The sequence below is a fragment of the Ralstonia nicotianae genome (genome assembly GCF_018243235.1).
GTDB lineage: Bacteria > Pseudomonadota > Gammaproteobacteria > Burkholderiales > Burkholderiaceae > Ralstonia > Ralstonia nicotianae.
This window is the reverse complement of sequence record NZ_CP046675.1, coordinates 1,741,675-1,758,832: the sequence shown is the minus strand read 5'-3', so window position 1 is coordinate 1,758,832 and position 17,158 is coordinate 1,741,675. Positions and strand designations below refer to the sequence as shown.

The 17,158-nt window shown below is 65.6% G+C and carries 5 protein-coding genes and 1 pseudogene; 4 read left to right on the top strand and 2 right to left on the bottom strand.

The window, feature by feature from the left end:
* Positions 1–65 precede the first annotated feature (65 nt).
* Positions 66–7,081, top strand: a pseudogene (gene xopAD, locus GO999_RS23475) (XopAD/skwp family type III secretion system effector).
* Between the two features lie 184 nt (positions 7,082–7,265).
* Here the strand turns inward: xopAD and GO999_RS23470 are convergent.
* Positions 7,266–9,551, bottom strand: a complete 2,286-nt coding sequence (locus GO999_RS23470; protein ID WP_049800476.1) for a calcium-binding protein — start codon at positions 9,549–9,551, stop codon at positions 7,266–7,268.
* 313 nt (positions 9,552–9,864) lie between these two features.
* On the bottom strand, positions 9,865–11,634 hold the full coding sequence (locus GO999_RS23465; protein WP_211906952.1) for a calcium-binding protein: 1,770 nt from the start codon (positions 11,632–11,634) through the stop codon (positions 9,865–9,867).
* 522 nt (positions 11,635–12,156) lie between these two features.
* On the opposite strand from GO999_RS23465, the gene GO999_RS23460 reads away from it, so the two are divergent.
* Genes GO999_RS23460 through GO999_RS23450 form a run of 3 tightly spaced genes read left to right on the top strand, consistent with a single transcriptional unit; the run spans position 12,157 to position 17,130 of the window.
* Positions 12,157–14,334: a type I secretion system permease/ATPase gene (locus GO999_RS23460; protein WP_211906951.1), complete on the top strand. Its 2,178-nt coding sequence runs from the start codon at positions 12,157–12,159 to the stop codon at positions 14,332–14,334.
* Positions 14,331–15,674, top strand: a complete 1,344-nt coding sequence (locus tag GO999_RS23455) for an HlyD family type I secretion periplasmic adaptor subunit (RefSeq protein WP_016725314.1) — start codon at positions 14,331–14,333, stop codon at positions 15,672–15,674. Before GO999_RS23460 ends, GO999_RS23455 begins: the two co-directional genes overlap by 4 nt.
* On the top strand, positions 15,646–17,130 hold the full coding sequence (locus tag GO999_RS23450; protein ID WP_029240466.1) for a TolC family protein: 1,485 nt from the start codon (positions 15,646–15,648) through the stop codon (positions 17,128–17,130). The genes GO999_RS23455 and GO999_RS23450 overlap by 29 nt, the downstream gene beginning before the upstream one ends.
* Positions 17,131–17,158: the final 28 nt, after the last annotated feature.

The following is a 17,158-nucleotide window of genomic DNA, read 5'->3' as shown; positions in this document are numbered from 1 at the left end:
ATCCCCTCGCAGACCCAGGCACGGGATGCCCGCACGTTTCCATTGTTGCAACGCATCCGTAGACCATGAAGTTCAATCGCACTCACCGCAACCTCCCTCCCGCTCATGTCGGTCACACGGCAAGGGGCCATGCCCCGGCTCCGGCCGGATCGCAAGCCTCGCGCGCGCCGCGTGCCAGACCGCAGGACCTGCCGGGTTCGTCCAGGGGCGCGGCGCGGACGGCTCGGATACCGTCTTCGGCGCCCGGCGAAGCGCTGTCGAGATCGCTGAACTATTGTGAATACAACCTTGCCGGCGAACGGCGCACGAGACTCGAAAACGAGCGCAGCCAGCAACAAAACGAGCTCGGGCACAAGAGCGGCATCGACTTTCCGGCGCGATGCATCGACATGGCCCGCAACAATGTCCTGGCCGAAAGCAACGGCCATGGATGGGCGCTGGTATTCCTCTTTCCGGGAGGCGACAGCGACACGAACCTCACCCTGCTGGGCGACTATCTCGCCAAACTGGGCGATTGCGAACATGGCCGGGTCGAACCGGCCCTGAGCGGCAGGATTCGTGCATGCGCCGAACTGTGTGCGCATTACCTGCTGCACACCTCGTGGTTCGAAGGTGCGCCCGCTGCGTCGTATGCGTATCCGGCGAGCAAGTTCAGCAAGTTCCCGGACAGCCGCCCCTGCATGGAGGCGCTGGACTGGATCGCCAGGCAGGCCTTGCAGGCGCGGAACCTGCAACCGATGGGCGACAGAAAGGCCTCGCAGTTCGTGAGCGGACTCGCGAAGAACACGCGAAGCGAGGCATGCAGAGACGCCGTGCAGCGCATTGTCCATTGGCTGCTCGAAAACAGCGCGGTGCGCGCCCGGCTGGATGCCATTCGGGTTCCCACGCTGCTGAACGCCCTGAGCAAATGGGCGACCCATGACGGCGCGACGTCCCTCGCATTGCAGGTGGCCGATCTGCTGGCGTCGAAACCTCGGTTGCGCGAAGCGCTGGACAGGCAAGGCATCGGCAATTGCCTCAACGCGCTGAGCAAGTGGTCGACCGAACCGTGGGCGGAGAACGTGGTCATGCAGCTGGCCGGCCGCTTGACGGCGGAGCCCGACCTGCGGCTTTCGCTGCGGGGGCAAGAACTGGCCAATTCGCTGAATGCATTGAGCAAATGGGCACACTGCGAACCGGCAAAGCAGGCGATCCTGCAACTGGCAGACCGCCTGGCGACCGAGCCGCAACTGCGTCGCCAGCTCAATGCGTCGCTGCTGTCCAGCGGGCTGAACGCGCTGAGCAAGCTGTCCGGCGAGCGCCAGGCGAAGGAAGCCGCCCTGCAGTTGGCGCACAGCATCGCAATCGAACCCCGCTTGCTGCAAAAGATCGACGCGCAGGCTGTTGCCAACGCACTCAATGCGCTGAGCAAGTGGCCCGCGGACGAGCGGGCGATCCGGGCGGCACGCCTGCTGGCGGACTGCCTGGTCTCAAACCCGGGGCTGCGGCGCGCACTGAAGCCGCAGGAGTTCACCAGTACGCTGAATGCGCTGAGCAAATGGCAGCACGAAGACACGATCAAGCAGGCGGCCCTGCTGCTCGCCGAGCGCATCACGACAGAGCCCGCGCTGCGCGCGGCGATGCGGGAGCGGGACATCGCCAACGCGATGAACGCGCTCTGCAAATGGCCGGGCGCCGACGTGTCGAAACAGGCGGTGCTGCTGCTGGCCAAGCGGCTCGAAGCGGAACCGCAGCTGCGCAACGCGATGAATGACCAGCACGTTTCCAACACCCTGGGCGCACTGAGCAAGTGGCCCGACGAAGAACAGGCGAGCCGGACGGCGCTGCTGCTGGTCAAGCGCCTGGTTGACGAGCCCCGCCTGCGGCAGTCACTGGAGGCGCAGGGCGTCGCCAACATCCTGAACGCGCTGAGCAAGTGGCCGCAGCACGACCTGGCAAAGCAAGGCGCCCTGCTGCTGGCCGACCGCGTCGCGTCCGAGCCGAGCCTGCTGAAGGCCATGGATACACAGGAGACGATCAACACACTGAGTGCGCTGAGCAAATGGCCCGGCGAGCCACGGGCCACGCTCGCCGCGCAGCGGCTGACGGCGGCGTCCACCGGACGATGGGCCACCCTGGACGCGCGCAACCTCTCCAATGCGCTGATCGCACTGAGCCGGTGGCCCGATGAAAGCTGGGCCAGGCAGGCCGCCATGCCACTGGCCGAACGCATTGCCACAGAACCGCTGGCGTGGAACAGCGCGGACCCGCAAAGCGTGAGCAACGCCCTGAGCGCGCTCTCGAAGTGGCCCGACGAAAACCAGACGCGGCTCGCCACCCGCGAACTCGCCGGCCGGATCCTCGCGGACGAGAAGCTGCGGATGGCGTTCGATGCGCAAGCGCTGGCGCACAGCCTGAACGCGCTGGCGAAATGGCCGAACGAGCCGGAAGCCATGCGGGCACTCTGGCAACTGTCCACCCTGCCGGGGCGAGCCAGCCATCCGTGGCGCACCTTCAACCTCGTGGATATGGCGCAGATCAGCAACGCATTCGCGCGCCTGCTCCAGGACGACGGAGAGGACCTCGAGCGGGCCCGGGGTATCCTCCAGCACCTCGCCGTCCATCTCGAGCTGCACCCCGAATGCTTCGAGCGCTCCAGCGTCGGCCATATCGGTGTGCTATTCAAGTCGTTCGCCAATCTGAGGATCTTGCCGTCGCTGCGGCCGCTGAGCAGGCCGGTGCTGAACCGGGTGATGACGCTGTGCCGCGAGACGCAGTTGCGCGACGAACCGCTCGAGACCATCGGCAATCTGTGCCTCGGACTGCTGCCGCTGGCCCGCAGCCCTGAGCTCGTCCGGCATCGCGCCTCGGCATTGCGGGCCTTCGATGCCCTGCAGCCCATCGTGGCGCGCAAGATCGACAGCTATCTTCGGCAAGGCGAGCGTGCGACAACCGGAGCCGCCCTGCTCGTGACGGATGGGCAGGAAGCCTGCGGCACGCGCGGCCCGGCCCTGACCTTCTATCAGATCCTCAAGGCCTACACGCTCGTCGCCCGCCAATGGAAGCGGCGCTATATCCAGGATGCGCGCCAGACGGTCCACGACCGGCAAGCCGCCCTCCAGCAATGGGTCAACGACACGCTGGCGCGCACGCGGAGCGTGATCGAAGCCGATCTGCAGGAAAAGAGCTGGAACCTCATCGCCCAGATCGAGGCGGGCGACGACGTGCTCAATGCATTGGACCTGCGCATCGGCAAGGACCTGGAGCACATCACGCAGCGCCATCCGCCGACCCGCTTCGACCTGGCCGGCGCGCACACGCGCATGGGCACTGCGCCGGGGAGGGTCAGGCCCGTCACGGCAGGCGTGGGCGATACCCGCCATGTCACGGTCGACCTGCAGGGGCGCGAGCTCAAGGTGGACGACGGGATCCATCCGCCCTATTCGCTCTATGCCCGCCTGACCGGACAGCCGCTTGTCGAAGTCCGGCTGCCGGGCAAGCTGAGCACCTTCATGCTGGCGCGCACCTTCCAGTACCAGGGCGAGCCCTGGCGCTTCGACCTGTTCGGCGGCAGCCGGCTCACGCGCGGTCGCAGCAACCGGGTGGTCTCCATCCTGGCGGGCGATCGCCCGCTCCCCTCCGTGCTGCCGGCCATACGGTATGCCGACAGCGCGCCGGGCAGCGCATTCATGGCCTTGACGCACAAGCTGGCCCCTCAGCGCGAGGACTGGTCGCGCATGCAGCGCGCGCTGCTGGAAATGGTGCCCCACGATCATGTCGTGGAAGGCACGATGCGAATCGGCTGGTTCAAGGACGTCTCCGGCCCGCAGCATCCGTTCAAGCTCACGGGCCCCGGCGGCCACGCATCGCGCTGTGCCCCAACGACGGCTGCGGCTTCCTGAAATGGGAGATGGCCATGCAGATTCCCGCCGTGCGCGAGCAGATCGAGGCCTGGCACGCGGTGCGCAGAGGAAGGGCCACGGACGCCCAGCAGCAGCGCATTGCCGATCAGGCGCCGGGTTTCAACACGATGCCGCCGCAAGCGCTGATGCATTTCCCGCGTGACGAGGCGGTGCTGGTGGAGGCCCACGAAGCGCTGCAGCACAGGCTGGACAAGCTGCGCGCCGAAGTCCAGGGCCGCGGCGCCCCCGCCTCGAAGCTGGAGGCAGAGGCCGGCGCGCTTTCGCCGGACGCGGTGGACCTCCTGACGCTGTACCAGATGGCCACCAGCGGCGGCTACCAGGGACGGCGGATCCGTGCGGTGCCATCAGCCGACGACAAGCTGTATCTGCCGACCATCCCGATGGACGGCTTCGCGCGCCCGGCGGGCGACCTGCTGGTCGGCAAGCCCCCCTACGACAAGGAGAACCTGCTGCCGATCGGCCCCGAACGGGTGGCCACGGCCGTGCATGGCGACGCAACCGGCCGCTTCCTTGACCAGTGCTTCGCCATCCAGTACAGCTACACCGGCTTTGACGACGGTTCCGGCCTGGCCGCCGACATGCTGCACAGCAAGGGCATGCTGATCATCCCGCCGCTGGGGTACTGGTCGGCCGCGCACGGGCACATGGACCTCGCCTGCTCCACGGAAGACCTCAAGGTGCTGTCGCGCTGGAAGCAGGGACGCGACCGCGACAGTGTGCCGGCAAGGATGCTCAGCACCGGCAGCCTGCGCGTCAAGGACATCCTGCTGCCGGGACGCCTCGGCGCGCTGCCGATTCCGGAACTGCGCAAGCGCAACATGGATACGGACGGCGACGATGCGTTCGTCTATGCCGGCTATCCCAAGCTGGCGGCGCACATCCGGCGCGTCATGGACGACCGCAGCGATCGGCGCGGAGCCGAACACTCATTCAAGCCGCCGAAAACCGCGAACCCGGCGTTCGACGCGCAGGGCCAATACCGGGCCGGGCGCGCCCGCGAGATCCTCGCGGAGCAGCGTGGCGGCCAACTGGTCGGTGTGGCCAGCAATGCCGCCACGCGCTTCCTGTCGCAGCCGGACGAACTGCGCGAGGAAATGGCGACGAGCATGATGTTCGGCACCTACGACGGCATCGAGCGGCGCCTGCGCAATGGGCTGCGTGCGCTGCTCGAGGGCCGCGAGCCGGCCCCGGCACTGCAGGAGCTGCAGGCGCTCGCACACCAGGCCATCGCCCGTGCGCATCTGCCCGAAGCCCACGCGGTTGCGGTGCTGCTGCACACGCTGACGACCCAGCTGGGGGCGGCCGAAGCCCAACCGGTGCCTCAGCTCGCCGCGGACGTGGCGCAGCGGTTCAGCCCGCTCGCCGAGGCCTGGTCGGCGGCGGCGGACACGCCTGCGCGCATCCATGCGATCCTGGATCACTACCCGGTGTGCCGCCTGTCGCACGAGCAGTTTCCCAAGGGACAGCCCGGATACGTGAAGGGACAGCCGGAACTGACGATGCGCAACCTCTTCACCCTGGCGGTGAAGGTCGGCACCGATGCGCTGAAATCGGATACCGGCACGGAACTGTTCACGACACTGATCCAGAAGTGCGAGGCCGTCGAACGGTCGTTTCCCGGCCGAGTGCGGTACGTGCCGCATACCAAGCAGACCGCGCGCGAGTTTCGCAACGAGCGCTTCGATCCCGAACGGGCCGTGGCGACGCTGGAGCGCATTCCCACCCTCGCGGCGGGGGTCATGCAGGATGCCGTCAGCTCGCTTCAGCAGGCGGGCCTGCTGGTCGCGCGGCCCGCGCCGGCGGAGCGGCTGCGAACGGTGTCGCCCGAGGCGATGGATCGCGCCGCCATGGTGCTCAACGAGCGGGCGCACACGGCCTCGGCGCAGATCACGCCACTGCTGCAGACGAACCTGCGCGCGTGGATCGGGGCCGACCTAGGCGCCGACGTCGCGCGCCTTGCCGGACTCGAGCACGCCGTCAAATCGGCGGGCTCGCTGAAGGACAAGCTGGGCTACATGATCGCCGCGAAGCAGTTGCCGGATCTGCAGGACTCCCTCTCGCGGGTCAACGATGCGCTGCGCTACAGCATCGTGCTGCCGCCGGACACGTTCGTGGCGGCGTCTCGCCGCATCCTCGCGGGCCTCGAAAAGCATGGGCATGCGATGACCGCGCGAATCAACCATTTCAGCCAACCGGGCACCGCGTTCGGGGCGCTGAGCGTGACCCTGCAGGCCCCGAGCGGCGACTTCCTGTGGGAAATCCAGTTCCACACGGAGCAGACCTTCGAATTGAAGGCGCGCCACCACAACCTGTACAAGCAGGCGCAGCAAGAGCGGCATCAGGGCGCATCGTCCGACGCCATCCGCGCGCTGCTTCGGCCGGCGTGGCAAGACTTCCGGGCGGTGCCCGTGCCGGCCGGATGCGAGGAGATCGACGACTGGCAGCAGGAGTCGGTCGATACAGCGCCGCCGTCCCATCCGGTGCGCGAAGTGCAGAGTGCGCAGCCGATCGCAGCCTATCTGCGGCCGCTGGTGCGCGAGCTCGGCACGCAAGCCCACCGCATGGAAGCGCGGGTCTCGCCGAAGCTGCAGCCGCTGGTGCAGAAGCATGGCGGGAAGCTGCGCGAAGACAAGCCGGGCAACTGGCGCCAGTTCATCTTCAAGAAAGACCGCTCCATCGCGCGCAAGATCGCGCTGCGCCAGCGCGCCAACGAACACCTGACGCCGGAGCACGCCGCTGCGCGGGTCCGGGATACCCTGCGGTACGAAGTCATCCTGCCCGCCGAAGGATTCGGCAAGGCCGTCGACACGATCCTCAAAACGCTCGGCAGGCATGGCCTGAAAGCGATGCGCCTGAAAAACGCGTTCATGCGGCCCGACACGACCTACGCCGGCCTCAATGTCAACTTGCGCCTTGCCGACGCCAGCGCCCCCGGAGACTTCGAGATCCAGTTCCATACGGCCCACAGCCTGAGCACCAAGCTCAAGATGCACAGGGATTACGAGAAAGTCCGGGAATTGCCGCCCGCCGACGCGCGCACCGACGGCGACGAAGCCGGCCTTGACTTCAACGCGGAACGCGAGCGGCGCCTGAAGAAAATGCGTGACGCCGCAGCCCTGGTCGAGCGCCCGCAAGGTATCGAAACCCTGATCCCGTTCGACCTCTACCAGGATGCGTAGTGACCCGGTACGCCGGCACGGACGGGCCGGTGCGGCTTGCCCACGCGCCGTCGCGCAGAGGCCGATGCGCAGGCGATACAGGATGGGGATGGGGTCAGCCATGCCAGGGCGCCGTGATCCGTCGCCGTGGCGTGCGGTGCCGGCCATGCCCATCGGATAGCCGGCACCGTCCTCTACATCAACATCACTTCCAGCTCGATGCGATCACCGGCATCAGGCTCTCGCGCTGCTCGGGCGACAGCGACGTCTGCCCCGCCGGCGGCGGCGAGAACTGCGCCATCGCCTGCACCAGCGACGCGACCTGGCTGTCGATCAGCTGGTGCCCGTCGCTCGCCACCAGCGTGGCATGCGTGGCGCCGTTGAACCAGTCGGTGAGCCGCAGATTCGACGATGTGCCATCCACCGTCACCAGCAGGTCGTTGCCGTCCTGCGCGAACCACAGCTGGTCTTCCTCCACCGACGACGACAGGTACACCGTGTCCTGCCCGCCGTAGTTGGTGAGCGTGACCTGGCCTGTGCCCAGGTGGAGCGAGTTGATGCCGTTGCCGGTCTTCACCGTATCCGCGCCGTTGCCGACATAGATGTCGTTGGTGCCCGCCCCAACCTCGATGGCATTGGCGCCGTTGCCGACCTGGATCGTGTTGCTGCTGCCGATCGCGCTGCCCACGCCGATGCTGTTGTTGCCGTTGCCGACCACGATCAGGTTGCTGCCCGAGCCCATCCAGACGGTGTTGTTGCCGTTGCCGGCGGCAAGCACGTTGGTGCCGTTGCCGCCGTTCACGGCGTTGTCGCCACCGCCCAATGCGATCTGGTTGTTGCCGTTGCCGACATACACCGCGCTGTTGCCGTTGCCCAGATGCACGGAGCTGGCGCCGTCTCCGACGGTCACGACATTGCGGCCGTCGCCCGCCGTGATCGCATTTCTGCCGGCGCCACGGCCGGCGTAGATGGTGTTGTCGCCACCGCCGGCATCGATCGTGTTGTTGCCCGCGCCAACGCCGATGGTGTCGTCGCCGCCGCCCAGCCTGATCGTGTTGGCGCCGTCGCCCGCGTAGACGGCATTGCCGCCGTCGCCGGCAATCACGGTGTTGGCGCCCGAACCGGTGTTGACCGTGTTGTGGCCGCCGCCCAGCGTGATCTGGTTGTCGCCGTTGCCGACCGACACACTGTTGGCGCCGTTGCCCGCCATCACCGTGTTGTCGCCGTTGCCCAGGCCGATCGTGTCGTCGCCGCTGCCGACGGTGACATAGTTGGCGCCCTGGCCGCCCCAGATCGTGCTGTTGCCGTTGCCGCCGAACACCGAGTTGTCGCCGTCGCCCACCGTCACCAGGTTGGCGCCGTCGCCGAAGGTGATGGTGTTGGTGCCGGCGCCGTGTCCGGCGTAGAGCGTGTTGCTGCCGTTGCCGACCGTGATCGTGTTGTCGCCGGTGCCGACGCCCACGATGTTGTTGCCGTCGCCCAGGGTCACCTCGTTGTCGCCGTTGCCGAGGTAGGCCTGGTTGTTGCCGTCGCCAGCCGCCGGGCCGCGCAGGAAGCGGTTGGCATCCACGACGTTGTGGCCGTTGCCCAGGATCAGGTCATTGTTGCCCGCGCCCACGTGGACGGTGACATCGCCGTCCCCGCTCGACACGGTGTTGTTGCCGTTGCCCAGGTACAGCTCGGCGTACGAACCCGCCGCACCGTTCACCGCGAACGAATCGTCCGCGCTGTTGCCCACCACGTGCTGCTCGCGGTTGCCGGTCAGGACGATCTGGTCGACATGGTCCGGCACCCGGAAGAACTCGAGCGAGGTCTGCACCAGCGCATTGGACCCGCCGACCGGCTCTTCGATCGTGACACCATCATGATCGACGATGAACGTATCGTTCGCGCCGCTGCCCACCAGGCGCTGATTCCTGCCGGTCGACTGGTAGATGTGCGTGACATGGCCCTGCCCGTCATCCTTGACGACGGTATGGCCGGTCGCGTTCGAATCGCTGGTGCGGATGCTGGAGCCGTCCGCGAAGAACGCATCGGTGCCGTGCGCGCCGTTGACCTTGCTCCACTCGTCGCGGACAAGCACGCCGCCCGCGGAGTAGTACGTCGTGGTCCGGTTGCCGGCCCGGTCCTGGACGGCCGTCTGCCAGCTGCCGCTTGCCTGGTAGGTCGTTTCGATCCGGTCGCCGCGCGCATCCTGCGTGACGCTGTGGATCGACCGTTCGCCCGCCGCGTCGATCACGACGGTGCGAAAGCCCGAGACCTGGGTGCGCTGACCGGGAAGGACACCGAAGATGCCCTGGTAGTACTGCCGAACCGCCTGCGTGCGCGTGTCTTCGGGGATGCCGTAGAAATCGAGCAGCGCATCGATCGTGTACAGACCGGGAGGGAGCACGGTTGTCGCTCCGGGCGGATGGCGATCACGCCCGCCCGGAAACCCCGGGCCGAAATTGGAGCGACCGGTCCCTGCGAATTGATCAGTTCCTATTGCCATAACTTCCTTTTTTATCGATGTTAATCAGGGGCCCTGACCAGGATGCCGGCTGAGCGCCCGCTCGGCCGTTGGCATGGTGACAGCCCCGTTCTCTCGTTTATTCGATATTTTTCCAGCTGCTGTCAATACATTCCGATAAGCAGATAACCTCCTTTTTGATGGATTGATCAATTGAAAAACCGCCATGATTTTAAGAGATTTCGAATCAATGGAGCGCGCCGCGTGTGATGAAAAATTCCTACGACGGCCCCTGCCCGCGCCCAAGAAAAAAGGCCGGCGATCCCATCGGATGGCCAACCTTCTCTTTCTCACCTCACTTCCAGCTCGACGCGATCACCGGCATCAGGCGCTCGCGCGACTCGGGTGACAGCGACGTCTGCCCCGCAGCCGGCGGCGCAAACTGCGCCATCGCCTGCACCAGCGACGCGACCTGGCTGTCGATCAGTTGGTGCCCGTCGCCTGGCACAAGGGGGGCGTGCGTGGCGCCGTTGCCGGCCCGGATGGTGTTGCGGCTGCCGCCGTCGAGCGCGGCCAGCCGGGGAGACGGATTGTCTCCACCGGCGATCACGTCGTCGCCGTTCCGGCCCGGGATGGGCGTTCCACCGTACTTGGCATGTCCGGCGTTTTCGGCACGGACATCCTGAGTCGCGGCCAGGTGCAGGTCGGCCTGCACCCCCTCTCGAATGAACGGGTTCACCACGGCGCTCGGGCCAGTGGATGCGGAAGCAGGTGTTTGGGGCGCAGCGATGCCCAGGCTGCCGGGTTCGAAACGTTGCACCGTGACGTGAGCGGCACCGATGCCGATCGACAGCTCTTTGGTACGGAGGTCGTAGTCGTACTGCACTTGCTGTCCGGAGGACAGGGTTTCGCTCCAGGTAGTGGACGATGCCGTTTGAGCCAGCAGGCGACCCACTCCTGTGAGCTGCAGACCGCCGAAGACGATCCGGCCCGATCCGTCTTCATCGATCATCGCGTCGCTTCCGGATTGCGCGTCGATGACGTAGGCGTCGAAGCCTTTTCCGCCGACGAGCGTATCGTTGCCCGCGCCGCCGATGAGCGTGTCATCGCCATCACCTCCATACAACGCATCATTTCGGTCTGTGCCGACGATCTTATCGTTGCCGCCCCCCGCGACATAAGCCACTCCGTTTTGCAAATAGGCGTACACATTGCTATTCAAACCGAGATCCAACACCTCACCCAGAAGCCAACCGTCCAGATTGTACTTATCCTTATTTAAATCAACCCCACCAGGCGTGACAAATCCCTCAATCGAATCGCCGGAATTTGATCCATAAATGATTGGCCGACCCTGAGGATCAAGAAAACGTACCGGCTGATCACCAGACGAAAAGAGCCCATTCTTCAGGCCCTCAATCGCATTTAATGCCGTCAAACCGACCGCCGCCTTATCGATCACCCCAATCGAAATGACATTTCTCCGATCGCTCGCGAAATTTGATTCAGTCAGCGTTGTTCTTGGAATTTCACCAATTCCATCAAATACCAAACGTACCGTACGACCAACATTGGACGGATCGATTACCGGCTGGAGCGCTGCATTACCGATGGCAGAGTCGGGGCCACCATTGAAATCAAAATTCTCGTCGCCGTCAGGAACAATAGCAAAGTTCCGGATCTCTCGCGACCCATCCGGGTTAACAACAAACTCGGCACCGTCGGCAATCTTGAATTTTGTCGTACCCCATATATAGGCTCGCTCCGCATAATCCGGATCACTCGTGCCCAAGTAAATTTGATTGACGGCGTAGCCGGCATAACTCTTTTTCTCTCCAGACTGGGCATCGACAGAACCAACCATCTCAAAGATCCGGGTTAGATCGTACACCCCCGGCTCAATAGAAATATCCTTGTTAAAGAATTTCTCAATCCAGTCAAAATTTGCAGAATTGACAAATCTTCCACCTCCACTCTTCATGTACTCAACCGCATCAATCGGAATAGAATTTTCTGACGCACTACCTCGATGATTCAGGATAGAAGGATCCAACATGTCGCCCGGCCTTTTATCCGCACCGTAGAGGTACCTATTTGTCACTTGCTCCGCAGTCGGTAAACTCATAAATTCACTCCTTTGACATTTCCTATAGAATTACCCCCCTACGACAAACCCACATCAATCTCAATTAGCGATTAAACATAGCGAACCCACTATACTTAAGCGCATTATTAGACGAATAACACAAATTAAATCGACCGCAAAACTAAGCAAAAAGAAAGGAAACAAACCACCCCACCATAAATCGGAAGCCCCCATAAGGCAATGGACGCTCAGGAACAGAAACATCATCCCGCCCACATGCTGGCCAGCTTTGCTGCAACAGACAGCATTCCTCAAGTGACAGAGGATCTCGTATAATTCGGTGCCTCGATTGGCCAATCTTTTGGGGGATTGGACGAGCGACAAGAGGATGCCAGCCGCGCTCACAAAAAAATTGAGATTTCCCGCTCGGCTTCCTTTCACTGAAACGCTGCGCTTGCCTCCTGTTCCCTCCTTCCGGCACCAGTCCCTCCGTTGATGTTTGCGACGACAACAACCGCGCTTTGAAGCGCCGCACCCACGACAGCCGCGGCACACCAGCACATGACCAGCACCTCCATCGACACCCCTGCCACACCAGGGCCCGACCCCACGCGCGCGGAGAAGATCGACACCGCCCTGGCCTGCATCCTGATGATGGCCCGCCTGCACGGCATCGCCGCGGAGGAAGCCCAGTTGCGCCATGAGTTCGGCCACCGCGCGTTCGAGACGCAGACGGCGCTGCTGGCCGCCAAGCATCTTGGCCTGTCGGCCAAGGTGGTGCGCCAGCCGGCGGAGCGGCTGCACCGGGCGCCGCTGCCGGCTATCGCCATCGACCGGTCCGGCCAGCACTTCATCCTGGCCAAGTACGACGCGTCCAATGCCGACGAGCCCAAGCTGCTGGTCCAGCGGCCCGGCCAGCCGCCGAGCGTGCTGACGCTGCAGGACTTTCTCGCGGCGTGGTCGGGTGAGCTGATCCTGTGCACCAGCAAGGCAAACTTCGCCGGAGACATGGCGAAGTTCGACTTCACCTGGTTCATTCCCGCCGTCATCAAGTATCGGAAGCTGCTGGGCGAAGTCCTGCTGGTGTCGCTCACGCTGCAGATCATCGGGCTGGTGACGCCGATGTTCTTCCAGGTGGTGATGGACAAGGTGCTGGTCAATCACGCCATGAAGACGCTGAACGTGATCGCCGTCGGCCTGATCTGCGCGATCCTGTTCGAGGTGACGCTCACCAGCATCCGCACCTGGGTGTTCGCGCATACCAGCAGCAAGATCGACGTGGAACTCGGCGCGCGGCTGTTCCGGCATCTGCTGAGCCTGCCGCTGGCGTATTTCCAGTCGCGGCGCGTGGGCGATTCGGTGGCGCGGGTGCGCGAGCTGGAGAACATCCGCAGCTTCCTGACCGGCAACGCCATGACGGTGGTGCTGGACCTGCTGTTCTCGTTCGTGTTCCTGGCGGTGATGCTGTGGTACAGCGTGTGGCTGACACTGATCGTGGTGGTGTCGATTCCGCTGTATATCGGGCTGTCGGCGGTGTTCACGCCCATCATCCGCGCGCGGCTGGACGTGAAGTTCAACCGCAATGCCGAGAACCAGTCGTTCCTGGTGGAGACCATCAGCGGCATCGATACCGTCAAGGCGATGGCCGTGGAGCCGCGCTGGACGCACAAGTGGGATCAGCAGCTCGCCGCGTACGTCACCGCCGGGCTGGCGGTGACCAACGTGGCGACGGTCGCCAGCGGCGGCGTCACGCTGGTCAGCAAGCTGGTGACGGCGGCCATCATGTGGCTCGGGGCGACGCTGGTGATCGACCACAAGATGACCGTGGGCGAGCTGGTGGCCTTCAACATGCTGGCCGGGCAGGTGTCGTCGCCCATCCTGCGGCTGGCCCAGCTGTGGAACGATTTCCAGCAGGTGGGGATTTCGATGAGCCGGCTGGGGGACATCCTGAACGCGCGCACCGAGGTCGCCGGCCAGAAATCGCGCCTGCCGAAACTGGCCGGCGCGATTGCGTTCGACCAGGTGGCCTTCCGCTACCGGCCCGATGCGCCCGATGTCATCCGGGGGATTTCGCTCGCGATCGCGCCGGGCGAGGTGATCGGCATCGTCGGCCGCTCGGGATCGGGCAAGAGCACGCTGACCAAGCTGGTGCAGCGCCTGTACGTGCCGGAGCGCGGGCGCGTGCTGATCGACGGGCAGGACATCGCCATTGTCGATACGACTTCGCTGCGGCAGCAGATCGGCGTGGTGCTGCAGGAGAACACGCTGTTCAGCCGCTCCATCCGCGACAACATCGCCCTGACGAATCCGGCGGCGCCGCTGGAGGCCATCATCGAGGCGGCCAGGCTGGCCGGCGCGCACGAGTTCATCTGCGAGCTGCCGGAAGGCTACGACACGATCGTCGGCGAGCACGGCACCGGCCTGTCGGGCGGGCAGCGCCAGCGCATCGCGATTGCGCGCGCGCTGCTGACGAATCCGCGCATCCTCATCTTCGACGAGGCGACCAGCGCGCTGGACTACGAGTCGGAGAAGATCATCCAGGACAACATGCGGCGCATCTGCCAGGGGCGCACCGTGCTGATCATTGCGCACCGGCTGTCGGCGGTGCGCGAGGCCAACCGCATCATCGTCATGGAGCGCGGCCAGATCGCGGAAATGGGCAGCCATGACCAGTTGCTGAAACATCCGCAGGGCATCTACGCGCATCTGTACGCCCTGCAGCAGGGAGGTGCGGCATGAGCCTGCGGCACCGCTGGGAAGCCTGGAGCGAGCTGTGGCAGCGCTACCGGGATGTCTTCCGCCACTACTGGAAGCAGCGCGACGCGCTGAGCCTGCCCCGCTTCGAGGTACACGAGGCGGAGTTCCTGCCCGCGGCGCTGTCGCTGCAGGCGCAGCCCGTCTCGCCCGCGGGGCGATGGGTGGCCCGCATCCTGATGCTGCTGATCGTGGTGCTGCTGCTGTGGTCGATCCTGGGCAAGGTGGACATCATCGTCAACGCGACGGGCAAGATCATCCCGTCCGAGCGGACCAAGACCATTGCCGCCGTGGAAGTGGCCACCGTGCGCAAGCTGCATGTCGAGGAAGGACAGGTCGTCAAGGCGGGCGATGTGCTGATCGAGCTGGACGCGCGCGCCAGCGACAGCGAACGCGACAAGGCCGTCGGCAACGAACAGCTGGCGCGCCTGCAGGCGGCGCGCTCGCGCGCCCTGATCGGCGCCCTCGACCAGGGCGGGACGCCGCACCTGCCGCCGCTCGAAGGCATTCCGCCCGAGCGCTTGCACGAGGCCGAGCAGCACCTGGCCGACCAGTGGCGCGACTACACCGCCAAGCTCAACCGGCTGGACGGCGAAATCCGCCGCTATGCCGAAGCGCTGCCGCTCGCCACGCAGCGCGCGCGCGACTACGCCGACCTGGCGAAAGACCACGACGTCTCGCAGCACGCCTATCTCGAGAAGGAGCAGGCGCGCATCGACATCGAAGGGCAGCTCCGGGATGCCCGGGACCAGAAGGCCGCGCTGACGGCGGAGACCCGCCGCGTCGCACAGGACAGCCTGACCGACGCCAAGAAGGTCCTGGGCGAATCGTCCGAGGATGCGCGCCGCGCGAGCGTCCACAGCGAACAGCTTAGGCTCGTGGCGCCGGTGAGCGGCACGGTCCAGCAGCTGACGGTGCACACCGTCGGCACCGCGGTGCCGGTGGCGCAGCCGCTGATGCAGATCGTTCCCGAGCAGAGCGTGGTGGAAGTCGAAGCCTTCCTGGAAAACAAGGACGTCGGCTTCGTGCAGGAAGGCCAGGACGCGCAGGTGAAGATCGACACGTTCGAATACACCAAGTACGGCACGATCCCCGCGCGTGTGACGCACGTCTCGCGCGATGCGATCGAGGACGAGAAGAAGGGGCTGATCTACTCGGTCATGGTGACGCTGGACAAGACGTCGATCGATGTGGATGGGCGCAAGATCAAGCTGTCGCCCGGCATGAGCACGACCGTCGAGATCAAGACGGGGACGCGCCGTGTCATCGAATACGTGCTGTCTCCGCTCATCCAGCATGCACGGGAGAGTCTGCGTGAGCGGTAAGCCGAACCCATGGATTGAACGCGCGCGGTGGTGGCTGCTGCTGGGCAGCCTCTGCTGCGGGGGGGGCTCCACCCAGGCATGGGGACGCAGCCTCGGCGACCTGGTGGACGACCCGCTGTTCGCGCGGCCGCCGGTGCTCGACACGGGCGCCGTGCTGCCGTCCGACGCCCAGCCGATCCCCTGCCCGGCTTCCGGCGACCTGGCGCACCCGCTATCCCTGAGCGAAGCGGTGGACCTGGGGCTGTGCAACAACCCGCAGGTCAAGGCGGCGTGGGCCGCCATCAAGATCCAGGCCGGCGCGGTCGGCGAAGCCCGGGCGGCCTATCTGCCGACGCTGACGGGGTCGCTGTCGGCCATGCACACGCGCAACGAGTTTCCCGATCGGCCGGAAGCGAACTCGACCTCCAACGGACATACCGTCTATCTCGGCCTCAGTTGGCGGCTGTTCGATTTCGGTGCCCGCAGCGCGAACCGCGAAGCCGCCAACCTGCTGCTCGCGGCAGCCATCTCCGGGCACGACGCCGCCCTGCAGAAGGTGCTGGCCTCGGTCGTCGGCGCGTACTTCGATGCGCTGACCCAGCAGGCCGCCATGCAGGCCCGCACCGAGGCGACCCGCCTGGCGCGGGACACCGTTGAAGCGACCGAGCGGCGCGAGCGCCGCGGCGCCGCCGGACAGAGCGACACCCTGCAGGCGCGCACCGCGTTCGCCAAGGCGCAGCTGGCCGAACAGCGCGCCGTGGCGGATTTCCGCAAGGCGCTGTCGGCGCTCGCCTACGCCCTGGGCTTGCGGCCGGGCACGGCGTTCCAGCTGGCCGAGCTGAACGACGCGACCGACAGCCAGTCCGTCGGCGAACTGGCGCGCTGGCTGGATGAAGCCGCGGCCCGGCATCCCGGCATTGCCTCGGCGCGCGCCCAGTGGGACGCGGCCAACGCCCGGGTTGCCAAGACACGCGCCGAAGGCCTGCCGACCATCGACCTCACCGCCAACTTCTATCAGAACGGCTACCCGAACCAGGGCCTGCAGAGCACGCGCAACAACGTGAGCACGGTCGGCCTCACCCTGACGATCCCGCTGTTCGAAGGCTTCGCCCGCACCTACAAGATCCGCGGCGCCGAGGCCCAGGCCGAACAAAGCGAGGCGCAGTACGAAGACACGAAGAACCAGATCCTGTCGGACGTGATCAAGGTGCACGCCGATGCCGTGGCGGCCGTCGACAACCTGCGCGCCTCGGACGTGCTGATCCGGTCGGCCCAGGCGTCGATGGTGTCATCGGAGAAGCGCTACGCCAAAGGAGCCGCGGATGTGCTGGAGCTGCTGTCGACGCAGTCCGCCCTGATGGACGCGATGCAGGAGCGCGTGCGGTGCCTGTCCGAGTGGCGCGCCGCGCGGCTGCGGCTGATGGCCACCGCCGGGGTGCTGGGGCGGGAGCGGCTGGACAATCCGCTGGTCCGCTGACAGGCCGGGCAGCGCGATGCCGCCTGCG

Coding starts and splice junctions, on each gene's coding strand:
- GO999_RS23470 (WP_049800476.1), bottom strand. CDS start 9,551: ATGGCAATAGGAACTGATCAATTCGCAGGGACCGGTCGCTCCAATTTC.
- GO999_RS23465 (WP_211906952.1), bottom strand. CDS start 11,634: ATGAGTTTACCGACTGCGGAGCAAGTGACAAATAGGTACCTCTACGGT.
- GO999_RS23460 (WP_211906951.1), top strand. CDS start 12,157: ATGACCAGCACCTCCATCGACACCCCTGCCACACCAGGGCCCGACCCC.
- GO999_RS23455 (WP_016725314.1), top strand. CDS start 14,331: ATGAGCCTGCGGCACCGCTGGGAAGCCTGGAGCGAGCTGTGGCAGCGC.
- GO999_RS23450 (WP_029240466.1), top strand. CDS start 15,646: ATGCACGGGAGAGTCTGCGTGAGCGGTAAGCCGAACCCATGGATTGAA.